18 protein-coding genes and 1 tRNA gene are annotated in these 24,194 nt (G+C 62.6%); 8 read left to right on the forward strand and 11 right to left on the reverse strand.

Annotation, left to right across the window (positions count from 1 at the left end; genetic code table 11):
- Positions 1-91: 91 nt before the first annotated feature.
- Complete coding sequence (locus HMPREF3157_RS08015) at positions 92-3,628, forward strand: error-prone DNA polymerase (RefSeq protein ID WP_016664578.1); 3,537 nt, start codon at positions 92-94, stop codon at positions 3,626-3,628.
- Here the strand turns inward: HMPREF3157_RS08015 and HMPREF3157_RS08020 are convergent.
- Positions 3,625-6,216 carry a YhgE/Pip domain-containing protein gene (locus tag HMPREF3157_RS08020; RefSeq protein WP_016664579.1) on the reverse strand — a complete coding sequence of 864 codons (2,592 nt, stop codon included), beginning with the start codon at positions 6,214-6,216 and terminating at the stop codon, positions 3,625-3,627. The genes HMPREF3157_RS08015 and HMPREF3157_RS08020 overlap by 4 nt on opposite strands.
- Positions 6,213-8,963, reverse strand: a complete 2,751-nt coding sequence (locus HMPREF3157_RS08025) for an MMPL family transporter (RefSeq protein WP_016664580.1) — start codon at positions 8,961-8,963, stop codon at positions 6,213-6,215. Before HMPREF3157_RS08025 ends, HMPREF3157_RS08020 begins: the two co-directional genes overlap by 4 nt.
- Positions 8,964-9,066: 103 nt before the next feature.
- On the opposite strand from HMPREF3157_RS08025, the gene HMPREF3157_RS08030 reads away from it, so the two are divergent.
- The 3 genes from HMPREF3157_RS08030 (at position 9,067) to HMPREF3157_RS08040 (ending at position 10,465) form a co-directional block, all read left to right on the forward strand.
- Positions 9,067-9,321, forward strand: a complete 255-nt coding sequence (locus tag HMPREF3157_RS08030) for a TetR/AcrR family transcriptional regulator (RefSeq protein ID WP_016664581.1) — start codon at positions 9,067-9,069, stop codon at positions 9,319-9,321.
- A gap of 75 nt (positions 9,322-9,396) precedes the next feature.
- Positions 9,397-9,735: a hypothetical protein gene (locus HMPREF3157_RS08035; protein ID WP_016664582.1), complete on the forward strand. Its 339-nt coding sequence runs from the start codon at positions 9,397-9,399 to the stop codon at positions 9,733-9,735.
- A 4-nt stretch (positions 9,736-9,739) separates the two neighbouring features.
- Positions 9,740-10,465 (forward strand): queuosine precursor transporter, encoded by a 726-nt coding sequence (locus HMPREF3157_RS08040; protein WP_070436060.1) that lies wholly within the window; start codon positions 9,740-9,742, stop codon positions 10,463-10,465.
- A 184-nt stretch (positions 10,466-10,649) separates the two neighbouring features.
- Here HMPREF3157_RS08040 and HMPREF3157_RS08045 read toward each other — a convergent pair whose 3' ends face one another.
- Entirely contained in the window at positions 10,650-11,531 is an 882-nt protein-coding gene (locus HMPREF3157_RS08045; protein WP_070436061.1) for an oxygen-dependent tRNA uridine(34) hydroxylase TrhO, read from the reverse strand.
- Positions 11,532-11,616: 85 nt separating this feature from the next.
- Between HMPREF3157_RS08045 and HMPREF3157_RS08050 the strand changes: the two genes are divergently transcribed.
- Entirely contained in the window at positions 11,617-12,573 is a 957-nt protein-coding gene (locus HMPREF3157_RS08050; protein ID WP_034373208.1) for a PAC2 family protein, read from the forward strand.
- Positions 12,574-12,578: 5 nt separating this feature from the next.
- Positions 12,579-13,388 (forward strand): ParA family protein, encoded by an 810-nt coding sequence (locus tag HMPREF3157_RS08055; RefSeq protein WP_016664586.1) that lies wholly within the window; start codon positions 12,579-12,581, stop codon positions 13,386-13,388.
- Between the two features lie 163 nt (positions 13,389-13,551).
- Here the strand turns inward: HMPREF3157_RS08055 and HMPREF3157_RS08060 are convergent, their stop codons facing one another.
- Together HMPREF3157_RS08060 and HMPREF3157_RS08065 are read right to left on the reverse strand one after the other, a co-directional pair.
- Positions 13,552-14,133, reverse strand: coding sequence for a MerR family transcriptional regulator (locus HMPREF3157_RS08060; protein WP_016664587.1), 582 nt, complete (start codon positions 14,131-14,133; stop codon positions 13,552-13,554).
- Between the two features lie 125 nt (positions 14,134-14,258).
- Entirely contained in the window at positions 14,259-14,690 is a 432-nt protein-coding gene (locus HMPREF3157_RS08065; RefSeq protein WP_061211961.1) for an FHA domain-containing protein, read from the reverse strand.
- Between the two features lie 224 nt (positions 14,691-14,914).
- On the opposite strand from HMPREF3157_RS08065, the gene HMPREF3157_RS08070 reads away from it, so the two are divergent.
- Together HMPREF3157_RS08070 and HMPREF3157_RS08075 are read left to right on the forward strand one after the other, a co-directional pair.
- Positions 14,915-14,988, forward strand: a tRNA-Pro gene (locus HMPREF3157_RS08070).
- 110 nt (positions 14,989-15,098) lie between these two features.
- The gene (locus HMPREF3157_RS08075) at positions 15,099-17,492 is read left to right on the forward strand and encodes a hypothetical protein (RefSeq protein WP_168161703.1); all 2,394 of its coding nucleotides are present in this window, start codon (positions 15,099-15,101) and stop codon (positions 17,490-17,492) included.
- A 6-nt stretch (positions 17,493-17,498) separates the two neighbouring features.
- Here the strand turns inward: HMPREF3157_RS08075 and HMPREF3157_RS08080 are convergent, their stop codons facing one another.
- The 6 genes from HMPREF3157_RS08080 to HMPREF3157_RS08105 all read right to left on the reverse strand — a co-directional run bounded on the left by HMPREF3157_RS08080 (position 17,499) and on the right by HMPREF3157_RS08105 (position 24,191).
- The gene (locus HMPREF3157_RS08080; protein ID WP_016664590.1) at positions 17,499-17,984 is read right to left on the reverse strand and encodes an NUDIX hydrolase; all 486 of its coding nucleotides are present in this window, start codon (positions 17,982-17,984) and stop codon (positions 17,499-17,501) included.
- Positions 17,985-17,995: 11 nt separating this feature from the next.
- Positions 17,996-20,182: a bifunctional cytidylate kinase/GTPase Der gene (der, locus tag HMPREF3157_RS08085; RefSeq protein ID WP_070436063.1), complete on the reverse strand. Its 2,187-nt coding sequence runs from the start codon at positions 20,180-20,182 to the stop codon at positions 17,996-17,998.
- A 71-nt stretch (positions 20,183-20,253) separates the two neighbouring features.
- On the reverse strand, positions 20,254-21,387 hold the full coding sequence (locus HMPREF3157_RS08090; RefSeq protein ID WP_070436064.1) for a prephenate dehydrogenase: 1,134 nt from the start codon (positions 21,385-21,387) through the stop codon (positions 20,254-20,256).
- A complete protein-coding gene (locus HMPREF3157_RS08095; RefSeq protein ID WP_034373220.1) occupies positions 21,384-22,091 on the reverse strand; it encodes a pseudouridine synthase in 708 nt (235 codons plus the stop codon). The genes HMPREF3157_RS08090 and HMPREF3157_RS08095 overlap by 4 nt, the downstream gene beginning before the upstream one ends.
- 167 nt (positions 22,092-22,258) lie before the next feature.
- A complete protein-coding gene (locus HMPREF3157_RS08100; RefSeq protein WP_016664594.1) occupies positions 22,259-23,128 on the reverse strand; it encodes a ParA family protein in 870 nt (289 codons plus the stop codon).
- 115 nt (positions 23,129-23,243) lie between these two features.
- Positions 23,244-24,191, reverse strand: coding sequence for a site-specific tyrosine recombinase XerD (locus tag HMPREF3157_RS08105; RefSeq protein ID WP_070436065.1), 948 nt, complete (start codon positions 24,189-24,191; stop codon positions 23,244-23,246).
- Between the last annotated feature and the right edge of the window lie 3 nt (positions 24,192-24,194).

Here is a 24,194-nt window from a genome sequence, read left to right on the forward strand (position 1 = left end):
ACGGGCGACTGTTTTGCGTGGGTCCTATGTGACGCACGTGAACGTGGTGGATTGTGCGTCTTGCCGGGTGAACATGAGTGCAGGGACAGGCATGAGTAAGTGGTTTCTTGGCCCGCCATCGTGGCGCGACCTCGAGGCGGTGTTGAGCGATCGGCCGGTTCCCGTGCGTCCCACGGTGACGGTTGTGAACGCGGGCACTCCACACGAAAGGGAACACCCGCGAGGGCAAAGCTCACGCCTGCATGCCCCAGCCCTCAATGCCGAGCTCGACATCCCCTTTGCCGAGCTTCACGCGCATTCGCACTTCAGCTTTCTCGACGGAGCCTCGAGCCCGGAGGACATGGTTGCCGAAGCTTCACGGCTCGGTCTGCGCGGCCTCGCACTCATCGACCACGATGGATTTTACGGAGCCATCCGCTTCATGAAGGCGGCGTCGGAAGCCGGCCTGCCCACGATCTACGGCGCTGAACTGACGCTTCCCACAGGGTTTACAGCCGGACTCCCGGGGCCGTCCGCATGCCCCTCTCCGCTTCGTGCGGCTGCGGCAAGCGCGCCACGCACGGGCAGCGCTGATCCCGAGGGCGAACACCTCGTGCTTCTCGCGCGTGGGGTGGCGGGGTACCGAAGGCTTTCGTCCCTCATAGCGCGTGCGCACCTTGCCGGCCCCGGCAAGGGCACGCCGCTCTACAGTGCTGCAGGCGTGGTCGAGGCGCTCACAAGCGGCGACATCGTCGTTCTCACGGGGTGCCGAAAATCCCCATTCACGCAAGAGCTCCTTGCTCTCCTCCCGCAAGGCGACCTAGAGCAATCGGCGTATGCAGCCGCGCGCGGAATCGAGGCCGCACTTCGCGCAACCGGCACGCTTGAAGCCGCGGGTACTCCCGCCCGCGATGGCGGAGCCCCGCGTGTGATCGTGGAACTTCCCCTCACAGGCGATTCCCTCGAATCCGAACTTCACGACGCGCTCGTGCAAGGTGCACGCATCGTGCGAGAAGAACACGGTTTAAGCGAAGCCGAGTTGCCCGTCGCTCTCACCTCCAACGCGCACTACGCACGCCCGGAACACAAGCACCTCGCGGATGTCCACGCCGCACTTCGCGCACGGCGCAGCCTCGCTGACGCGGACCCTTTCCTCCCATCGCGTCTGGCCCATCTCAGAAGCGGAGCGGAGCTTGCACAACTCGTGCCGCGCTACCCGCGCGCGATCACGACCGCCGCGCATCTCTCCTCGAGCCTCGCGTTCGATCTCTCCCTCGTCGCTCCACACCTTCCTCCTGCGCCCACCCCCGAGGGCCACAGCGAGGAAAGCTGGCTTCGGGCCCTCACCGAACGTCTCGGCGAGGCGCGCTACGGGCCGAGGGCGAACCCGCGCCTCGAGGGAGCGTGGGAACAGATCGATCATGAGCTTCGCATCATCACTGAGCTCGGCTTTCCCGGCTATTTTCTTATCGTCTACGACATCGTCGAGTTTTGCCGCGCACACGAGATTCTGTGCCAGGGGAGAGGCTCGGCCGCGAATTCCGCCGTGTGCTACTGCCTCGGTATCACGTCGGTTGATCCGGTCTTTCACGGACTACTGTTCGAGCGTTTTCTCGCTCCCGAGCGCGATGGCCCACCGGATATCGACGTCGATATCGCCGCGGACCGGCGCGAGGAGGTCATCCAATACGTCTTCACACGCTACGGGCGCGAGAACGCCGCGCAGGTCGCGAACGTCATCTCGTATAAGGCGAGGCTCGCGGTCCGCGATGCGGCACGAGCACTCGGCTATAGCGTGGGGCAGCAGGATGCCTACGCAAAAATGATCGAACGATCCTTTTCGTCTTTACGCGAGGCGAATATCCCCGAGGACGTGAAGACCCTTGCCGCCCAGCTTCGGGATGCTCCGCGACACCTCGGGATCCACTCGGGCGGGATGGTGCTGTGCGATCGGCCCGTCATTGATGTCGTGCCGATCGAACACGCGCGCATGCAAGGCCGAACGGTCGTGCAGTGGGACAAAGACGATTGCGCGGATGCGGGACTCGTGAAATTCGATCTCCTTGGCCTCGGTATGCTCACGGCCATTGACCACGCTTTCTCGATCATCGAACAAGCCCACCAAGAGTCGTTGACCCTCGCGAGCATCCCGCAAGAGGACCCGGCGCTGTACGACATGCTGTGCAGGGGCGATGCCGTGGGGGTGTTCCAAGTGGAGTCGCGCGCACAAATCGCGACTCTGCCTCGCCTCAAGCCGCGTGAGTTTTATGACCTCGTCGTCGAGGTCGCCCTCATTCGCCCTGGGCCCATCCAGGGTGGAAGCGTGCACCCGTACTTGCGCAGGCGTTCCGGCGCCGAGGACGTCACCTATCTTCACCCTCTTCTCGAGAAATCCCTCGGCCGCACTCTCGGGGTGCCGCTCTTCCAGGAGCAGCTCATGCAGATGATGGTCGACCTCGCGGACTTTACGCCTTCGCAAGCCGACCAGCTACGCCGCGCGATGGGGTCGAAGCGTTCAACTCAAAAGATGGCGGCGATGCGCGAGGCAATGTTTGACGGAATGGCGAAAAACGGCCTTACCGCCGAGCAATGCGAGCTTGTTTACCGCAAAATTCTCGCATTCGCGAGCTATGGCTTTCCCGAGTCGCATGCGTACTCTTTCGCCTACCTCGTGTATGCGAGCGCTTTCCTCAAGTGCCACTTTCCTGCAGCCTTCACGGCCGCGCTCCTGCGGAGTCAGCCGATGGGGTTTTATTCACCTCAGTCGCTCGTCTCGGACGCACGCCGACACGGCGTTGAGGTGAGGGGAGTGGACATCGCCTACAGCGACGCCTGGGCAAATCTCGAGGTCGATGCCGAGCACTCAGCCGCAACTTTCGCCGAGCGCGCAGAGGCGTGCGAGGGCGGGCATCCACCGCAGGTCTGTGGCAGCGAGGCCGCGCGCGGGCCGGTGATTCGCCTTGGACTCGAGTCGGTGCGCGGAATCTCGCGCGCATTCGCCAAGGAGATATGCGAGGAGCGTGCGCGCGCTCCCTTTCGGTCAATTGCCGATCTTGCGCATCGCACGGGCGTGAACACACATCAGCTCGAGGCGCTTGCGACGGCGGGGGCGCTTGACTCACTCGCCCCCTCAAGGCGCGCAGCTTTGTGGAGTGCGGGTGCGGCGGGAGGCGTGAAACCCGGGACGATTCCCGGCCTCGCCCTCGCGCACAACGCTCCCACGCTTCCCGGAATGAGCGATGCCGAACTCATGGCAGCAGACACGTGGGCCACGGGAGTCTCTCCCACGCGCCACCCGTTCACGCTTGCTCGCGAGGAACTCCTCGAAAGCAGCGTGCTTCGCATCGAGGACGCCAAGAAAGTCGAGCACGGCACGCGGGTATGGACGGCAGGACTCATCACGCATCGCCAGCGTCCCGCGACCGCCACGGGCATCACGTTCCTTGGCCTCGAAGATGAAACCGGGATTCTCAACGTCGTGTGCTCACACGGCTTCTGGAGGGCCAACAAGGCACTCCTTCGCACGGCGCCCGCGGTCCGTTTGCGCGGCCTCGTGGAGCGCAATGAGGATGGCGTCGTAAGCTTCCTCGCCGATGCCGTCGAATCACAGTCGCTCGACGCGACCACGACCTCGAGGAACTTTTGCTAGCCCGCGGTGCGTGCAACCCCTATGCTCGGCGACTGATGGGGGGCCGAAGAAGGCTTCACTCGGCGAGCCCCGCGCGAAAACACGAGCGTCACTGCGAAGCTTACGGCGGCAAAGAGGGCGAGTTCCGCGAGTGTCGTTCCGGTCGAGACGATCGCACCACCGAGGGCAGCACTCACGAGGCCCTGGGAGGCAACGGTGAGCGGCATGAACGCGGTGAGAGATTGCAAGAGCGAGGGGGCGCTCTCGAGGGGGAGGATCCCCACGAGGGAAACGACCTGGAGCACGAGGACGATGATTGACACAACTCGGCCTGCTCGCGCGCCAAACACGGTCAGGAGCATCTGATGCACGATCGCGAAGCACAGAGCCGCGGCAATCGTGATGGCAGCAACTGAAGCGAGCGAGGCAACGGGGACGCCAAAGACCACGAGCAGGCCGATCACCAAAAGCGCTTGGAGAGCGGCAAGGACGAGGGGCCACAGAAGCGAGAGCAGCGCCACCCGCCACATGGGACGAGCCGAATTGAGGAACCGCTCGCGAAGCGCCGGCCATACAAGGAAGATCCCGAATGCTCCGAGCCACAGGCCGAGGGCCGCGACAAACGGGAACGTGGCCACCGCGCCGCCATCGGCTTCATTTTCACGCGAGGTCGAAAGCGTCACAGCCTTCGTGCTCACCTCTGCGAGATGCGTACGTTCACTTTCGGAGTAGCTCGGCACCTGATCGGCACCGTCCCGAAGTCCAGTCGAGAGTTCGCCGCTGCCGTCCGCGAGGCGGCGAGTGCCGTCGGAAAGCTGAGTTGTTCCCTCGGCAAGACCATGCGCACCTTCTGAAAGGGGGGCAGTGCCCCTGGCGAGCTTCGAGGTACCGTTCGCGAGCTCGTCGGCGCCGTCGGCAAGCTGGCCCGTGCCCGAGGAAAGCTCACTCGTGCCCTCTGCGAGCCCCTTGGCTCCCTCATCGACCTGGGCGGCGCCAGTCGAAAGCTTTGCGGCACCGTCAGCAAGTTGCGCTGCCCCGCCGCGAGAGGCATCTACGCCATCGGCGACCTGCGCCGCTCCAGGGGCGAGCTGCGCCGCGCCATCTCCGAGCTTCGCGATCCCACCGTTCAGCTGATTGATGCCGTCTACGAGCTGAGGTGCAGCGTCGGCGGAGGCCATCGCACCGTCGGCGAGCATTTGCGCGCTTGGTGTAAGGCCCGGGTTTTCGCGTGATCCGTCGCCCTCGAAAACGGTGTCGACGGCCTTTGGAACAACGTGATCGGACAGTGCCGACCGCACTCCGTTCACGCCTTCCTCACTCATCTGAGTGAGCCCGCTACACATGTCCTCCAGTCCCGCGACACGCGGGTCCCCGCTCAAGCGTGGGTCGACGCTAAAGGCCTGTTCGAGTTCCGTACAGCTCGCGGCGAGTGTGTTCATCGATTCCGCGAAGCCCGGTTGACCGTCGCGCCCCGTGTCGAATGCTTGATCGATACCGTGCTGAAGACCCTGCGTGAGTCCCTCTTGGGCTTGGGGGAGTCCTGAAGCGTACTGATCGAGGCCTTCCGCCAGCTGCTGCGCGCCCTCGGCGAGTCCGGGGTTTTCCGCGCTCCCGTCGCCGTTGACCCCCGACGCGAGCTTTTCGGCGCCTTGGCGAAGCCCGGGCTGCGCGTCGGTGCCGTTGAGTCCGTCGGCAAGCTGGGCAACGCCTCCAGAAACTTTGTGCGCGCCTTCGGACAGCGCACCTAGACCGTTCGAAAGGTCATCCGCACCACCGGAAAGATCATCTGTTCCAGAAGCGAGTGCGCCTGTACCGCCCGTAAGCTTGTGCGCTCCATCAGAGAGTTTCTTCGTTCCCTGATCAAGCCCGCGCACGCCATTGGCAAGCTCCCCGGCTCCGTCGTCGAGCGCGACCACGCCGCGGTTCAGCTCATCGACTCCTGTGGCGAGCTTACCTGCGCCGTCGTCGAGCCCTTTCGCACCGTCCGCGAGTTCGTGGGCGCCATCGGACAGTTCCCCCGCGCCGTCGGCGGACTTGGTGAAGCCGTCCTTGAGACTGTTAAAGCCCACGTACACGCCATCGAGGTATTGCTTCGCCATCGTGCCGTTAAACTCGCTCGCGATGACCTGAGTAATGGCCTGACCCACCATCGAGTCGAGCATGCCCGAGGAGTCATTCGTGTTGACGATCACGGTAGCCTGGCGAGCATCGGCCTTACCCATGGTTCCCACAGCGTCGCTGAAGTCCTTGGGGATCACCACGACCGCGGAATAGGTGCCGTTCTCAAGCCCGGATTCAGCGTCTTTCTGGGTGGTGAGCTGCCAATCAAAGCCCGCGGAGTCGAGGTTCGCCAAGCTGCCGTCGGAATTCTCGTTCTTCATGGTACCCGGCTGCGTGAGTGCGCCCGCGAGAAGCCTTCCGAAGGGGACGGTCTGCGTTTTGCCGTCCACCTCCATTTCCGTTCCTTCATCGAGGTTCACCACGGCAGCGGGGACGTTGTCGAAGCCTTCCGCGCGGTCTTTGAGCGCCCAAATACCCACGCTCGCGACAAGGAGCGGCAAAAGCACAACGATGAGGAGGGGCTTTGGGAAGCGAGCGAGAGTTTTCATGCGTATGCCTCCGCATCTGTATTCAATGGCAGGGGGTCGGTGTGGTCGGTGACGAGGGCTGTCAGGGGCAGGACCTGTACACGCGCGGGATCCCGCAGGCGTTCGGTGAAGCTCGCGGTAAGAGCGTCTTGGCCAATCACGATTGTCGCCCCGTGCGCAGCGAGCAATTCGAGCCGCTGCGGCGTCGCGTCATCGGCCTCAAGAAGGTCGGAAAGGGATTCGATGACAATAATCCGCGAGTCTCGTTCTCGCACGAGTGCGTGGGCACTTGCGCCTCCGCGGCCTTCGGGGTAGAGCTCAACGTGTGATTGGGCCGCTCCCGTTTCGCCGGGAACCTGACGGTCATAGACGAAGAGTGTGCCTGCTGAGGGCTCGAGGCGCGCCGAGAATAGCGCAAGCACACTTGCGCGCGCGTCCACATCTTCGCTTGCGATGAGAGTGATCGATCCCGGGGAGATTGCACCCGAGAGAGGGCCGAGCTGCCCGCGGCCGCTCATGCGCGGAATTTCAACGTCGCGAAGCCGAAGCGCACTGGTGCCCTTCGCTGCCGTCCATTCACGGTGCTCGAGGGCAACCCCGAGTCCCTCACCTTCGACGTCAAGGTGGGGGAGAAGGCGGTCGAGCACAGCGGGGAAGTGCCAAGCGCGATCGCCGAGAAGCGCGAGAACGGCCGGTACGAGTGTCATGCGCACAACGAAAGCGTCCACGAAGACACCGACAGCAAGGGAGAGGGCGATCGGTTGAATCATGTACATCGACCCGGGAATGAAACCCGCGAAGATGAAGATCATGATTGCCGCGGCCGCGATCACCACGGGCGCCGATGCCGTGAACCCTCTCATGATGGCCTGACGGGCATCACGGGTGTGCATGTACTCCTCACGCATGCGGGTCACGAGGAAAACTTCGTAGTCCATCGCGAGGCCGAAGAGCACGCCGAGCGTCATGATCGGCAAAAACGCAATCACGGGGCCCGTGGCTTTCGCCTGAAGGAGGTCCGCACCCCATCCGTAGGTGAACACCATGGAGGTCACGCCGAAGGCAGCACCTGCGGAAAGAAGGAATCCGGCCGCAGCCTTGAGGGGCACCCAGATACTTCGGAACACCATCGCGAGAAGCACGAGGGAGAGCCCCACAACGAAGATCGTGAAGGGCAAGAGCGCCTTGTCGAGGCGGTCGGCAATGTCGATCGCAACGGCGGTGGAGCCCGTGACTTTGATGTCGGAGATGCCGAGGTCCTTTTCCCACTGAGGTGCATCGGCACGGAGCTCATCAACGACGCTCTTCGTGCGCTCCGAAGTGGGGCCTTCCGTCGGTCGAAGTACCACGACCCCCATGTCGGCACCCATGTTGGGCGTGGCGATCTGCACGCTATCAACGCCGTCGATCGCGAGAACATCACGTTTGAGCTCATCCATGACGCCGAGTGGGTCCTCGGTGTTGATGATGTCTGCCGTGAGCATGATCGTCGCGTTATGACCCGCGCCGAACTTCTCGGTCACAATGTCGTAAGCTTCGCGGCCGTAGGAGCCCGGGTCTTCCGTGCCCTGGTCGGGAAGCGCGAGCTCGAGATCTTTGAAGGGAAGGGCCACCGCGCCGAGTCCCACGATCACCACGAGAATCGTCACGAGAGGGAAGCGAATGGCGGCACGAACCCAACGCTCGAGTAGGGGCGTGCGGCGAGGGCGTGCGGAGGGGTCCGACGCTTGCGTGGCTGTGCGTTGACGCTGACGTTTGGGGCGAATCCGCTCACCGAAGAGCCCAAGGATGGCGGGCAGCAGTGTGAGCGCGGCGAGCACGTTGCAGGCAACCGCGACGGCGGAGACAACGCCCATGACGGTGATGAACGGGATGCCTGTGATGAAAAGGCCCACGAGGGCGATGACGACGGTGAGGCCTGCGAAGATCACGGCGCTTCCGCTTGTAGCGGTCGCGCGTGCGATGGATTCATACGGGTCGAGGCCGCTTCGCAGTTGATCGAGGTGACGCGACACGATGAACAGCGAGTAGTCGATGCCCACGGCGAGACCGAGCATGAGTGCAAGCGTCGGGGTCGCCGAGGAAATGGTGAAGATGCTCGTACCCATGAACATCACGATCATCGAAACGATGATGCCCGTGATGGCGGTGACGATCGGGATGAATGCGGAGCGAACTGCACGGAACACGATGCTGAGCACGATGAGGGCCGCAATAACGCCGAGAACCTCCATGATGCTCATCCCCATTTCGGGGGTCATCGTGACCTGGCCTCCGATGTAGGCATGGAGGCCGTTGTCCGCCTCGGTCGTGGAATCGACGATGTCGGTGAGAGAGTCCAGGGTCTTTTTGGGGACGGCATCAAGGTCAGGATCGAGTTGAATGTTCGCGATGATCGCTGTGCCGTCGTCGCTTTTTTCGCCCGGCGTATCTTTATCGAAGGGGTTCGTCGCTGTTTCTACCCCCTGGACATGACGGGCCTCACCCATCGCATTCGCGACCTCTTTTTCATGCGCGTCGATGGGGGAGCCGTCTTCACTCACAAAGATGATTTGGCCACCCGTACCACCGAGCTGCGGGAAGCGCGTCGCGAGAGAGTCGAGCCCCTCTTGCGCTTCGGTGCCCGGAACACTGAAGGCGTCGTCGAGCCCCTTTCCGGCCGTGATTGCGCCCGCCGCTGCAAGAACAATGATGGCCAACCAGGCACCGATGACCTTCCACGGCGAACGCGAGGCCCACAGGCCGAGGCGATAGAGAGTCGATGACACGCGGGCTCCTCCACATGGTCAAGGTCCGTCAATACGATTTCGTATCGAGTTTGATATTAGAATGTCTCAGCTGGCCATCCAAAGACCCTGCGGAGCCCCTATTGTGAACCTCACAACACCCAATGACACCCCACAGCTGCGGTCAAAAACCCATACCCGCCGCAAGCTGATTGAAGCCTCGATTGAGGTTTTCACCCAAAAAGGCGCCCAGGGCGCGACCGTTGACGACCTCACGCGAGCGGCAGGCTTCACGCGCGGAGCGTTCTACTCGAACTTCACGTCCAAAGAGGAAGTCTTTTGGGAGGCCTTCGCCGTCGTCACGAGTCGTTCACTGCAGGCAACTTCCTCCGTGCCATGAAACACCGACAGGCAAGTACAGGGGCTCTTTGAAACTCTTGAAGCGCTTCGCCCGCTCGGCCTCGCCTGGTACCTCATGCACACCGAGGCGGTCGCCCTTGCGCTCCATGACGAAAGTGCGAGGCCCCGGCTCGCGCGCGAGCGTGGCCGGCTTATCACGGGAATCGCCGATACTTTTCGTGAGCTCGAAAAAACGGAACCCATCGCGCTTTCGGCACAGCCTGAGGCAATTGCTGAAACACTCCTTGGCGTATATCTCAATCGCATGGTTGCAGAGTTAGCCACAGGGGAGAGGCTCGAGAAAGAAACCTCCACCATTATTGAGGCCATCCTCGAAACGTTTGTGCACGGGCATGATGGCCACGGCCACCGCACGCCGTGGAACCCGTTTTCCGTGAAAAAATCTCTGGAGTGAGGCAATGAACGAACACCTTCCACAAGCGGGAGATCGCTCTGCGCGCGGCAAGGCCGTGTATGCGACACGAGGGAACTCCCACTATGACGTCCTGAGCGCGCTCATGGCAGTCGTCGTCGTCATTTCCGGCATTGGCGCCGCCAAGGGCGTCACGATCGGATTCGTGATTACCGACGCGGCGTTCTTCCTTTTTCCTCTTGCCTATATCCTCGGCGACATCATTACCGAGCTGTATGGACCGAGTGCAGCGCGCCGCGCCATCCTAACGTCGTTCGCCCTCAACGTTTTTGCGGTCGTGTGTTACGCCGTCATCATTTGGCTCCCGGGCTTCGATGACGACTATGGAGTTGCGAAACAGGGAGCGCTCGAGCTCGCGATTGGGCCTGTATGGCAGATCGTTCTTGCTTCTCTGTGCGGCTTTCTTGCCGGGCAGAGCCTGAACTCGTTCATTGTGAGCCGAATGAAGCGCCGCACGGGCGAGCCCGGCATCGTCGCTCGACTACTCATGTCAAGCGGCACGGGCGAGCTCGTCGACACGATCAATTTCTGCACGATTGCTGCGCCGGTGCTCGGGATTACGACATTCGGCCAGTGGCTGAACTACACGGCCTTCGGCTTCCTGTACAAGGTCATCGTGCAGTACGCGGCAATTCCCGTCACGGCTTACGTGATCGCGCGGCTCAAGAAAGCGGAACCTAGCTACCAAGAAGCCCTCACGCGAATTGCATAGAAGTTGTGGGGGTTTGGCATCGGCGCAGTTTCGCCCCACCACATGCATTACGCCGATAATGTACGTTATGTAAAGTCGGTGCGGAAAGCGCCTCACGGGTCTAGGTCCGACGGCTGCTCATCAATCGTCGGACCCCTACCCCGCACAACGACACCAGCCCTCACCGCGCCGGTGACGCACAAAGCTATTGTTCACACTGACCACACGCGGGAGCGAGACCTTTGCTCGTGCACGCCTCACAGCGCAAGAACTGCTGGCGGCACGCCGGATTCACGCAATTGACATACACCGGCGTTTTTTCTCCGCACGCAACGCATGACCCAAGCGACTCGGCACCGCCGCCGAACTCCATGTGCATGCGCCCATCGAAGACATACAGGGAACCGTCCCACAGGCCATCATTGCCGTATTTTTCCCCGTAGCGGACGATCCCGCCGTCGAGTTGGTACACCTCGCTGAAGCCGCGATTCTTCATGAGTACCGTGAGCACCTCGCAGCGGATTCCGCCCGTGCAGTACGTGACCACGGGGCGATTCTTAAGGTCGTCGTACATGCCGGATTCGAGCTCGCCGACGAAATCGCGCGTCGTTTCCGTCTGGGGAACAACGGCGCCGCGGAAACGGCCAATTTCCGCCTCCATGCGGTTACGACCATCGAAAAAGACGACGTCCGACCCTCGGGCGTCGACGAGGGCGTGCAGGGCCTCGGGACTCAGGTGCTCTCCCCCGCCAATGACGCCCTCAGCTCCCACCTTGACTTCCTCGGGAACGGTGAACGTCACGAGTTCTTCCCTGACCTTCACGGAGAGCTTTGGAAAGTCGCGGCCTGTCCCGTCGGACCATTTGATGTCGGCGGCTCGGAACGGCGCGTAACCTCGCGTACGCTTGACGTACTGCTTCACCGCGCCGATCTCACCGCCCACCGTCGCGTTAATGCCGTCTTTCGAGACGATCACGCGGCCCTTGAGGCCCAGCGAATCGGCGAGTGCAAACTGCCACAGCTTCACTGCCTCCGGGTCGGCAAGCGGAGTAAAAACATAAAAGAGAACGATTTTGTGAACAGCCACGTCACAAGTCTAATCGGCAGCGGAATAACTCTTCGCCAGCCGGGCGTTCTAGGGTGTATAAACCGTGCACATTAGGAGGTTTTCCGTGCTCGATCCCACCACGCTCTTCAGCTATGAACGCGATGTCGACTCACGTTCCCTTCACGCGAGCACGCTCGTCGTGACTCTCGGCTCTTTTGTCGACTCCGGGCGTGTCCAGGAGAAACTCGACGAGTTCATCACGGACAACTATCCCAATCGCATCGTGGGGACGTTCGACTCCGATCAAGTCATCGACTACACGGCGGTGCGGCCGCCCATTTCGCTCGAGCAGGATCACCTCACGGGGTACTCCTCCCCCGCGCTCACTCTTCGCGAGGTCTCGCCCGAGGGCGAGGCGCCGTTCCTGCTTCTCAGCGGCCCCGAGCCTAATTTCCAGTGGGAGCGCGTGGCGCACGCGGTCAGGATCATCGTTGAACAGCTCGGCGTGACGCGCACGCTCGTCGCCACGAGTTTTCCCGGCGCTACACCGCACACGCGCCCCGTCGCGGTAAGCAGGTACGCGGGCGATCCCAAGGACCTGGTTCTCGCAAGCCCGTTCCCGGGCACCATCGAGATGCGGGCGTCCTTCCCGGCTTTGCTCATTGTACGCATGGCTGAGGCTGGCCACCCCATCATCGGCCTCGCCGCTCACGTGCCGTCCTATGCGCACGAGATCGAGTACTACCCGGCTCTCCCTGCGCTATTTACGGCGCTCGATATTGAAGGCGGCCCAGCTTTTACGCCAAACAAGAAGCTCGAGGAAAAGATTGCCGAGGTGCGCGAAGCCCTCGACCAGAGTGCGGCTGAGAACGAGCAGCTTGCCTCACTCATCAAGGGATTCGAGGACAACTACTCGCGTATGGACGGCATGGTGCAGCACCTCACTCCCGGTGCCGACACTCCCCTCCCCGGCGCCGAAAACCTCACGACCGAAGTCGAGGACTTCCTCAAAGAAATCCTCGATGAGCCGGAAAACACGGACGAGGAAGGCGAAGACCCCGGCCCGGATTCGATAGGCTAAATAGCGTGTTTGTCGTCAGCGTATATTCACTCAAAGGCGGCGTCGGAAAGACCTCCGTCACTCTCGGTCTCGCGTCCGCGGCCCTCAACCAGGGCGTGAACGCACTTGTCCTCGATCTCGACCCTCAGGGCGATACCACTCTCGGCCTACTCGGGCACCCGGGAGGTGAGCCCGACATCGCCGAGGTGATTGCGTCAGGGCGAACCGAGACTGTCGACCGTGCCATCGTGCAATCTCCGTGGGTAGCTGGCGAAAACGGCGAGGCTTCTGCCTCGAGCCACCTCGACATCATCCCGGGCAGTCATCGCTCGTCGAGGCTCGACTCCCCCGCCCTCGCGCAACGGAGCGTAAGACGCCTTCGGGAGGCGCTGAACAAGCGTTCCTACCACTACGACATCGTCCTGGTGGATTGCCCGCCCTCGCTCAACGGCCTGACGCAAATGGCTCTCGCAGCCTCGGATCGCTCCATCGTCGTCTCCGAACCCGGGTTCTTCGCCGTTTCCGCTGCCGACCGAGCACTCAAGCTCGCCGATGAACTCCATGACAACGGCATCGCTCCCCGTTTGCAACCGCTCGGGATCCTCGTGAACCGCTATCGCCCCCGCAGCGTGGAACACCAGTTTCGCCTCAACGAGCTGCGCGAACTCTTCGGGGATCGCGTGCTCGACCCCGTTCTCGAAGAACGCGTGGGGCTTCAGCAGGCACAGGGCGGGGCCATCCCCCTCCACGCGTACGAAGGTTCAAGCGCGAAGCAGCTCACCGAGGATTTCGATCGCCTCCTCGCGACGATCATGGACTCGCGTCAGAACTCCTAGGGCTTCCGGTGCGAGGGGCCGCGGCCTTTCGCGGGGCCCGTTCCCCTCGTTGCCTCAATGTCAAACGCCCCTCTACGCATGTCGATAAATCCCGACGTGACATGCATAAAGGGGCGCCAGTAGGCGTGACGGCTCGGCTCAACGTCGAGGCGTCGATGTTCTTTTAGCTGGCTTTACGCGCGCGGCGTGCGGCGAGTTCGTCGCGAAGAGCCTCAGCGGCGTCGTGCTGCGGGTCGACGCTCGGAAGAATCGCAAGATCGGTTTCAACCTCGCGCGCCACTCGACCAACAGCGATACCGAACACACCCTGGCCGCCCTGGACAAGGTCGAAGACATCTTCGGCACTCGTACATTCGTAGACAGAGGCACCGTCGCTCATGAGAGTGATCTGTGCGAGATCGTCGGCGCCGCGCGCACGCATGGCATCGACGGCGACACGAATCTGCTGGAGCGAAACACCCGTGTCGAGGAGTCGCTTGACGACCTTGAGCACCAGGATGTCGCGGAAGCCGTAGAGGCGCTGCGAGCCCGAGCCCGTGGCTGAACGGACGCTCGGCTCAACGAGTCCTGTGCGCGCCCAGTAATCAAGCTGCCGGTACGTAATGCCCGCAGCTTTGCACGCCGCCGGGCCACGGTAGCCGAGTTCGCCGGGAGTATCGACGAGATCGTCGAAAAGGACTCCCTGCGCTTCGGTTGCCGGGACTGTGCTCTGCGCACCAAAGGTGCTGCTATCGCGCTTGCTCACGTGTGCCTCCAGTAGGACTTTCGTGTCGGGGAAGGGAGAAAGTCTCGAGGACAGAATACCCATCCCTGCAAGCTTGCGGGATTAAACGCGCCGAAGTGTGGCGAGAATTTTTTCTCGCCGCGGGTTCACGAGAGCGTGAAGAACGTGAAACGGTACTTGCCGATCTGGATCTCGTCGCCGTTACTCAGGTGGGCTTCCTCGGTCAGCTCGCGGTTCACATAGGTGCCGTTGAGAGACCCCATGTCGAGAATCAGGAAGCCCCCTTCGGTGCGCACGAACGTCGCATGCTTACGGGACACAGTGACGTCATCGAGGAAGATTTCCGATTCCGGGTTGCGGCCGGCCACGGTGCTTTCCGAGTCGAGCAGGAAGCGCGCCCCCATATTCGGGCCCTTGCGCACGATCAGGAGGGCCGTGCCTGCGGGCAGCGCCTCAACAGCCTGGCGATCCTGGGCAGAGAGACCGTGCTCGGCGTCTTCGGTGAACTCCACCTTGCCGTCGATGGGAGAAATTTTGGTGGTCTGCTCGGGGGTGGAGTCAAACACGTGTTCATTCATGTTGCAGACCTTCTTTCTTCACACGCCCCATCCCGCGAACCGGCATGAGAGTCCAAAACTTCCGATCCCATTTTGCCACCGCGTTTTGCGCATATGTTCGTTTTTTGGCCCAACACTGCGAACCTTTTAGCTGTTCTTGACCAAGCGGCAAGCGTGGCACGCCTCACCCTTGTGAATTCGCGATTCGGCAAACACCTCGGCTATAGTGGACAAGTCGAAAACCGCGGGCTGTGGCGCAGTTTGGTAGCGCACACGACTGGGGGTCGTGGGGTCGCAGGTTCAAATCCTGTCAGCCCGACGCGGATCAATGGGCGAGGCACTTCGGGTGCCTCGCCCATTTCTTTGTATTTCGCCCGATGTCTCTGACTTATAGTCGAGAGCAAAATGAGGCTTATGGAGGTTGGTGCAATGCCCACATTTTTCGGTCATGTGACTCACGAAGGGGACATCAAGGCGTGGCCAGAGGTCATCGAAAGCGGAAGGTGTGCACTCGAGGGGTACGTATTGCCGTCAGGGGCACGCTGCGCTCTCACGGGCTCCGAAGGGTCCGACACTACGTCGCGTCTCATCGAGGCGGAGGGTGTAGGCAGCCTCGCCACGCTCAACGGCGAGTTTGCTCTGGCTTTCATGGACGCTGACTCCTCGCTCGTCCTCGCGCGAGACGTTTTCGGATCGCGGCCTCTTTATTACGCGCGCACGTCAACGGGAATCGCGTTTGCCTCCACGATCGCCGACCTCCTTCGTCACACGGATATCCCGCGCGAGCCCAACACCGACGTGCTGCGCCGCTACCTTCTCGGCGATACTCAGCGCGGTAGTGAAACATTCTTCTCTGGCATCGCTCGCGTATTGCCGGGAGAGTCGGTGAAATTCGCACGCGAGGGGCTCGTGCGCACTCCTCTCCTGGATGCGCATCAAGACGTTTTCGCTGCTCCCTCGAACCCGCGCCGCGCCGACCACTCATGCATTGAAGAGTTCCGGACGCGGCTTACAGATGCGGTCACGCGACGCGCCACCGGCGAGGGGGCGGCCCTCGTGAATGAGCTCGATCCGGTTGCTTCACAAGCCCTCGAGCATGCCGTTCGCTCAACGGATTCGCCGCTTGAGGTCCTGCGCTGTGTACCTAGCGCGGGTGGCCCATCCAGCGATGCCCGCGAGCACCAGGGCGTCGTGACGGGCACGCCACAAAGCTTGAAGAAGGATCTCCCGCTTGTGCTTCGCACGTATGAAGAACCTCCGGTCTCGCTCGAGTCCTACTTTGCGTGGCTTCATCTTCGCGCGTGCATTCAGGGTGAACAGCAGCTCGCTCTCGATACCTATGGCGCCTCGGCGCTCCACAGGGCTTCCGACACTGGATCCTCACTTCTGACCCGCGTTGTGGGTGCGGTGCGAGGGAGCGCACGTTATCGATGCGAATCCCTCCTTGGCCCCTCGCTGCGAAGCGGCGAAAGGGAACGGGCGATTGGCTTCGAACCCTCTCCCGAATACGAGGGCCCTCTCGCACCCCTGGCGACCTCCGGGTCTCATGAAGCGGAGCAGCGCGCAAAAGCCGCGCACGCGCTTGGCGGTCACGTCATGGTGCGCTCCCCGTTCACCGATCTCGAAGTTCTCCGTTTCTATGCGTCGCTTGAGGAGACCGCCTTCGGGGGCGCAGGGACACGCTCCCTCATCGAGGCGGCCTACGACCAGGCACACGAAAAAGCCCCGTCGCTTTCCATGCAGGAGCGAGAAACAGCCTGGTTTAAGCGCATTAAAGGCACGTACTTTTCTTTGTTCTCGTCGCAGACCTTTGGCACCCGCGGATGGTTTGACCAAGCCGAGGTTCTCAAGGCTTTCGATGCGCACATCAATGGCCGTTCGAGCGTCAGCGCCGCCCAGTTGTGGCGCTTCGCGTGTGCGGAACTGTGGGCGCGCGTTTTCTTCGACGCGGATGACCTCGAGGCTCTCGACGCGCATGAGGATTCCGACGTGCTGGCCGACGATAACGGTCAGTCGCTGCCGCCCGATCCGCACACCCCGCTCACCGCTAACGCGGGCAAACAGCTCGATCTCGAGCTGAACGACGGGACGCTAGCACGCCGCTACCCGATTCAGACGGCGAAGTTCTCCAAGGATTCGCGCATGGATGAGGAAATTGCGGGCTACGTCAAGCAGTTCTTCAAGGACCTTGACGAGCGGGGCACGAACGAGGATCGTCACGCAACCGAGAACCGCCGCTGGAATTTCACGGTGTCGGAGAAAATCATTGCGATCATGCAGGGCCGTTCGTGGTTCGTATGGGAAATCAAGCCGTCTTTCGCCGCCAAGCAACTGTCACGGTTCGTGACACGCACCCCCGCGGGGATCGGCCTCGGTGACCCGGTCACGATGCAGCTCGCGATCAATGAGGCTGGGCTTGCCCGCATCACGTATGCCGCGGCCCTCGGTGCCCTCGGGAAGCTGCGAGGCAAACGCGGCGTGTTTTATGAGCACGCGGGAGCCGATGTCCGGGCGATCGACGGTCCAACTGAATACTCGGTGTACCCGTCGAACGTCTCGGCAAAACTTCCGCCAAAGGATCCGGATCTCGTTGCAGCTCACCTCGTGGATGTTATTCGCGAGGTCGTCCCTGCGCGTTTCGTCGAGACTTTCGACGGCGTCGTCGTGATGGATGCGAACGATATCGGGCGCAACGTTCTGGGCCTTGCGGCTTCACGCGAGCGGGAGCACTACGAGGCGCAGTTCGCGGATAACCCACTTGGGCAGGGGTCGCAGCAGACCCCCATGGCCGTCGTGTTCGAGCGCCCCGTGCACGAATGCTGAAGGCTTTTACCGTTTGAAATACGCCGCGCGGTCACCGCTGAAGAGCTGGTCGATCGCGCGGCGCAGGCCTGCCCGAAAGCGACGGTTGAGCTCGGGCATGTCGTCGATCGGAAACCACGCGGCTTGGAGATTCTCACCATCGGCCGGGTGCGGTTCTCCCCTGACGTGGGTGGCCACAAAGGCGAGATCGAGGTAGCTTGCGAGGTCGCCGTTGGCATGCGTGACGGGCCCGACGGCCCCCACATTCGAGAGAAACTCGATCGTGCACGCGCATCCCGTTTCTTCCAGGACTTCGCGTACCCCTGCACGGGCGGGCTCCTCCCCCGGGTCGATAATGCCCGTAACAGGCGTCCACTGGTGGGTGTCGGCGCGCTGAACGAGGAGGCAATGAGTTCTGTCGTCGTCGAAGACGAAGACCGTCACACCCGAGAGCCACAGGTGGTCGTGACCGATCTTCTCGCGGAGCTTAAGAACGAAGTCGGGCGTGGGCATCGCGTCCCTCCTTACCTGTTCTTTCTCTTTTCGCGAACGCGAACGCTGATCTCCACGGGGGAACCGTCGAACGAGAAGTCCTCGCGCAGACGACGCTCGATAAAGCGGCGGTAGCCGTGTTCGAGGAAGCCTGAAGCGAAAATCACGAAGCGGGGCGGACGCGTACGGGCCTGCGTCGCAAAGAGAATGCGCGGTTGCTTGCCGCCTCTCAATGGGTGCGGGTGCGCCGCAACTAGCGTTCCGAGGAAGGCATTTAGGCGCGAGGTCGGGATGCGCGTGTCCCACGATTCGAGCGCGAGATCGAGCGCGGGGACGAGCTTGTCCGTGTGTCGCCCGGTGAGAGCGGAGATGTTCACACGGGGAGCCCATCGAACGTGGGAGAGGTCCTTCTCGATCTCCCATTCGAGCTGGGCCCGCCGCTCTTCATCGATCAAGTCCCACTTATTGAACGCGAGCACGAGTGCGCGGCCGGATTCGAGGACCATGTCGATGATCTTGAGGTCCTGGGTCGAAATCGGTTCTGATGCTTCCAGGAGAACGACGGCGACCTCGGCGCGATCGAGCGCGGCCTGGGTGCGGATCGATGCGAAGAAGTCGGCCCCCTCACTTTGGCGCACGCGGCGACGGATGCCTGCCGTGTCGACGAAGGTCCACTCGCGTCCGTCGAGTTCGATGACTTCGTCGACCGGGTCTCGTGTCGTGCCGGCGGTCGGGTCGACGACGACGCGGTTCTCGCGCGCAAGCTTGTTCAGTAGGGAGCTCTTGCCGACGTTGGGGCGACCGATGAGAGCCACGCGGCGCGGGCCACTTGGCTTGGCACGCGTTTGCCCCTCTGCCGGAAGGATGTCGAGGATACGGTCGAGCACATCTCCTGAGCCGCGTCCGTGGAGGGCCGAAACGGGGTGCGGTTCGCCGAGCCCCAGATTCCAGAGAGCGGCGGCCTCGAGTTCACCTCGCTGGTCGTCGACCTTGTTAGCGACGAGGAGCACGGGCTTCTTGGAGCGTCGGAGAACACGCACGAGCTGCTCGTCGGTGTGAGTGATGCCCACGTTCGCATCAACGACGAACATCACGGCATCGGCAAGGCCAATGGCGAGTTCAGCCTGTTCGGCGACCCGGTAGGCGATGCCTTCAACCTTGTCTTCCCAACCACCCGTGTCGACGAGCATAAAGTCACGGCCAGCCCAGTTCGCTTCGTAGAACACGCGGTCACGGGTCACCCCGGGGGTATCTTCGACGACCGCTTCGCGGTGCCCGAGGATGCGATTGACGAGGGTAGATTTTCCGACGTTTGGCCGGCCAACCACGGCGAGGACCGGGAGCATTCGTTCATCGTCGGCGCTCGCAACGGGGGCGTACTCCTCCGTCAGGAGGCTGCGATCCTCCTCGTCGAGGCCGTAGTCTTCGAGGCCGGCGCGCAGTGATGCCGTGCGAGCCTCGTCGTCGAGGTTGCTGTCGTCGAAAGCCGCGGGGTTTTCCCCCGAAAGAGATTCGTCGTTCTCGGGCTCATCATCGATGAGTTCGATTCCGGGAACGAGCTCGAGCACGGTGTTGATGACCTCGTCGATGTCGAGATCGGTCGTGTCGATAAGGTGCACGCCTTCGGCTGCTTCCGTAAATTCGGAAACCGTCGAATCATCAGCATCGCGGCGAAGAACCTGGTCGCGCATACGCTCGCGCACGGCTTCAGTTTCCTCAAGACCGAGCTGGCCCGCCCTGCGCCTCAATCGAGCTTCCGGGCTTGCCGTCAGCAGCACGCGTACGTCGGCATCGGGGGCGACGACCGTTGTGATGTCGCGGCCTTCGGCGACGCAAAACCCGAGTTCGTTAGCGGTGGTAAACAGGACGGCGCGCTGGCGTTCCTGAAGGATGGCCCGGACGTCCGTGTTGGTTGCCACTCGACTCACGCACGTCGAGATTTCCTCGGAGCGGATCTGGTCTGAAATCTCCGTACCGCCAACGAGAATCGCCGGATCATCGGGATTGGTGGACACCACGAGGTCGAACTCAGCGACGTGGGCCGTCACAGCTTCGCGATCGTCGAGGTCGACACCGCTGTTAAGGCACGACCACGCTGCCGCGCGATACATGGCCCCCGTATCGAGATAGCCCCCCTGAAGTGCTCGCGCTACCTCTTTCGACACCGTCGACTTCCCCGAGCCTGCGGGGCCATCGATCGCGATGGTGACGCCGTTCATGTCTTTCCTCCCCTGTCGCTGGTCAAATTCCAAGTCTAGTCGTCGGACGCGCCCACACGCGCGCCGGCAGATCACTCTGTGCCCGCGCGTGCCCAACCTCTCTTTTCAAGCATCGCGGTGAGGCGAGGTTCGTCGGCCCGCGTGACACTCACGTGCGCAAGCCCCATTCTTTGCCCAAGAGAGTGTTCGAGGCGCAGATCCTCGAGGTTGATGTTCTCCTCCCCCATGTGCGTGAGGAGACGCGCAAGCTCGCCCGGCTCGTCAGGAACGAGCACCGTGACCCGGCAAAAGCTCTCCGCTCCCCCACCGTGCTTGCCCGGGATCCTGGCGACGCCGTCGTTGCCCGCAGCGATCGCCCGGGCGATACAAGCGCGCGAGCCCGGTTGCGGGTCCATGTCGTCTAGCGTCTCGAAGGCCCGTGTAAGCCCATCGAGATCCTCGCCTAGAGCCTTGAGGATTGGTGCGATGCGCCCCGCGTTGGCTGAGAGGATCTCGACCCACAGCCTCGGATCGCTCGCGGCGATGCGCGTCGTATCCCGCAGGCCCTGTCCCGACAGCCCTAGAGCTGCTTCACTCGCCGCGGTCAGTCGACTTGCGAGCACGCTCGAGACGATCTGCGGAACGTGCGAAACATAGGCGACGGCCTCATCGTGCACATCGGGTTCGATCTCCACGACCGTCGCTCCGAGTTCGACGCCGAGCAGCCGTGCGAGGGCGAAACTTCGAGGGCTGGTCGCAGGCGTCGGAACCACCACGAAGGCCCTGCCCCTGAACAGGTCTCCCCTCGCGGCGACCACCCCTGCCACTTCCCGGCCGGCCATCGGGTGCGTACCCACGTAGCGAGAGGCGTCAAGCCCTCTCGCCGCCGCCCCGTCGAGCACCCCCTGCGCAATGGGCTGCTTCACGCTCGCAACATCGAGCACGCATGCCCCGGGAAACTCCTCGAGAGCGTCGAGTGCCACCGATGCGCACACATCGGGTGGTGTCGCGACAATGACCATTTGCGGCTCGTCGCCCTCGCGGACCTCGCGCCCCACCCCGAGTTCGCACGCGAGCCTGGTCGTTCCCGGGGACGAATCGCGAACGAGAACGTCGAGACCGGCGTGGCCGAGAGCCATGCCGATCGATCCGCCAATCAATCCCGCACCTATGACGAGAACGGGGCCCTCGAGCGCTACAGCTTCGCGACTGGCGCCAATGCTCACAGGCCGACCTCCGCCATCAGGGTGCCGAGTTCTTTTCGGGTCAGTTCACGCGTAGCACCCGGTTCAAGATCGGCGAGAACGACGGGCCCGATTCGCGTGCGCACGAGACTCGTAAGTTCATACCCGAGCGCAGCGAACATGCGGCGAACGATCCTGTTTCGCCCCTCGTGAAGGGTGACTTCGACTATTGCCTCTCGCCCATCGTGGGCAACGAGGCTTGCGCGGTCGGCCCGCGCCGGGCCATCGTCAAGTTCGAGGCCGGCGCGCAGCTTCGCCAGAATCGACCGAGGGAAGGATCCCGGGCAGTCAAAACGACACACGTAGGTTTTTGACACCTCAAAGCTCGGGTGCGTGAGGCGGTGCGTCAGCTCCCCGTCGTTGCTCAGGAGAAGGAGCCCCTCGGTTTCATAGTCGAGCCTGCCGACGTGGTACAGGCGCACCGGGTAGCGCGCCGCAAACTCCTCGAGAGTTCGGCGCCCCTGTGGATCCTCCATCGCGCTCATCACCTTGCGCGGCTTATTGAGGGCAACCGTCAATTTCGCCTCGTCGAGCTGCACGCGACGCCCGTCGACGTGGATGACGGCAGTGCGCGGATCGACGCGGACTCCCTGCTCTTGCACGACCTCACCCCCAACAGAGACACGCCCCTGCGCGATAAGCGCTTCGCACGCACGGCGCGAGCCAAAACCCGCGTTCGCGAGCACTTTCTGAAGGCGTACACCGTCATGGGGAACAGGCTCCGACGGTGCCTGCGAGGAGTTATCCCGACGTGCTCGCGGCGCACCGGCGGAGTCGCGAAGCCGAACCTTTTTCGGCGCGGTGAAGTCGCTCTTGCGCCGTTTCGGCCTGCGCCCCGGCCGATTCGGGCCCGTCAAGCCGCTGCCCCGCGCGCGAGGAGTTCGCGCGCAAGCTGGCGGTAGGCGTCGGCACCCTTGTTGTTCGAGGCAAACGTCGTAATCGGTTCGGCCGCAACCGAAGCGTCCGGGAACTTCACGGTGCGGTTGATTGCCGTATGGAACACCTTGTCGGGGAAGGCCTCAACGACTCGGGCCACAACCTCGCGCGCATGCAGCGTGCGCGGATCGAACATCGTGATGAGAATGCCATCCATTTCGAGGCGCGGGTTGATGCGGTCCTGAACTTTTTCAATCGTTTCAACGAGCAGTGCAACGCCACGCAGCGCAAAGTACTCGGCCCCAAGCGGGATGATGACGCCGTCGCTCGCCGCAAGCGCATTGACGGTCAGAAGACCGAGCGACGGTTGGCAGTCGATGAGAATAATGTCGTAGTCACCGACGACGGGGCGAAGCACACGGGCAAGAGCCATTTCGCGCGCGACCTCGTTGACAAGCTGGACTTCTGCCGCCGACAGATCGATGTTGGCCGGAAGAATCTCCATGTTTTCCGTCGTCGTCGGCTGGATCGCCTCGCGAATGTCGTGATCGCGCTCCAGAAGCAAGTTGTAAACGGTGAGGTCGAGTTCGTAGCTGTTAATGCCCGTTCCGGCGCTCAGCGCGCCCTGGGGATCGAGGTCTACGAGAAGAACCTTGCGGCCAAGCTCAGCGAGTGCGGCACCGAGATTAATGACCGAGGTCGTCTTCCCCACGCCGCCCTTCTGGTTCACCATCGAAATGATTCGCGCGGGTCCGTGAGAGTCGAGTGCCTTCGGCTCGGGAAAGTCCGGAAGCGGGCGCCCCGTGGGGCCGTAATTGAGGTTCAAATCAAGCTCGCTCTTTGTCACGTGTACCTGTCCCTACGTCGTTGGTGTTCGCGGGCTTTCGCGTGCACTCACTGCACGCGGCCCATGAAAATAAGTCTAACCGGCAGCCCTGGATACGAATTCCACCCGCGCCCCGCTACAGCGCTCGCGGATGAGAGCTCGCGTGTATTTCTCGAAGCGCCTGTTGGCCTAGGTGTGTGTAGCGCTGGGTCGTCGTGATTGAGGCGTGTCCGAGCAGCTCCTGCACCGTGCGGACGTCGGCCCCACCTTCCAGAAGATGCGTCGCATAGCTGTGACGCAGCGTGTGAGGACTCACGTGCGCCGTAATCTTCGCATCCTCGGCTGCGGTCTTGACGATCGCGAAGGCGGCTTGCCTCGTCAGGCGCGTGCCCCTGTTGCCCAGAAAGATCGCAGGGCTTCCGCTCCCCTTCGCGAGAAACGTTGGACGAGCCCGAGTGAGGTATGCCTCGAGTGCCTCGAGGGCGTAGCGCCCGAGCGGGATAAGACGCTCTTTATTGCCTTTTCCGCGCACGCGAATGATCTGATCGGCTAGCGCAGTGTCATCAACGTCGAGCGCGAGCCCCTCGCTGATGCGGCAGCCAGTGCCATAGAGCACCTCGACGAGGGCCCGGTTGCGAAGGGCGCGCTCGGAGGCAAGTCCCCCGGTGAAAGGCCCCGACGCCGCATCGATAAGCGCGGTTACCTCCTCAACGCTCAAGGCATCGGGAAGGCGCAAAGGACGGGAGGCTTCGCGTACCCGCGCCGCCGGATCGCCCGTTCGCGTTTCGTTCTCTTCATCAAGGAAGCGGTGGAAGGCACGGATCGAAGCGAGCGCTCGCGCCGCTGACGAAGGCGCAAGGGGAGCAGTTCCCGCGCTCCCCTCCCGCAGAGCACCGATATACCCCGCAATCGTGGGCGTTTGAACATCGCGCACATCGATCGCGCTCTCGTCGAGATACGACAGGTACCGCGTGAGATCACGGCGGTACGCAGCGACGGTGTTGGGGCTCAATCCTCGTTCGATGCGAAGGTGCGTGAGGAAGGATTCGGCAAGGCGTGTAGCGCTGTCGACGCGCTGGGGCATGAG

Source organism: Dermabacter sp. HMSC06F07 (assembly GCF_001807345.1).
In the GTDB taxonomy this organism is placed as follows: domain Bacteria; phylum Actinomycetota; class Actinomycetes; order Actinomycetales; family Dermabacteraceae; genus Dermabacter; species Dermabacter hominis.

Coding starts and splice junctions, on each gene's coding strand:
- HMPREF3157_RS08035 (WP_016664582.1), top strand. CDS start 9,397: ATGCACACCGAGGCGGTCGCCCTTGCGCTCCATGACGAAAGTGCGAGG.
- HMPREF3157_RS08105 (WP_070436065.1), bottom strand. CDS start 24,191: ATGCCCCAGCGCGTCGACAGCGCTACACGCCTTGCCGAATCCTTCCTC.
- der (WP_070436063.1), bottom strand. CDS start 20,182: ATGAACGGCGTCACCATCGCGATCGATGGCCCCGCAGGCTCGGGGAAG.
- HMPREF3157_RS08020 (WP_016664579.1), bottom strand. CDS start 6,216: ATGAAAACTCTCGCTCGCTTCCCAAAGCCCCTCCTCATCGTTGTGCTT.
- HMPREF3157_RS08015 (WP_016664578.1), top strand. CDS start 92: ATGAGTAAGTGGTTTCTTGGCCCGCCATCGTGGCGCGACCTCGAGGCG.
- HMPREF3157_RS08080 (WP_016664590.1), bottom strand. CDS start 17,984: ATGCCCACGCCCGACTTCGTTCTTAAGCTCCGCGAGAAGATCGGTCAC.
- HMPREF3157_RS08065 (WP_061211961.1), bottom strand. CDS start 14,690: ATGAATGAACACGTGTTTGACTCCACCCCCGAGCAGACCACCAAAATT.
- HMPREF3157_RS08075 (WP_168161703.1), top strand. CDS start 15,099: ATGCCCACATTTTTCGGTCATGTGACTCACGAAGGGGACATCAAGGCG.
- HMPREF3157_RS08040 (WP_070436060.1), top strand. CDS start 9,740: ATGAACGAACACCTTCCACAAGCGGGAGATCGCTCTGCGCGCGGCAAG.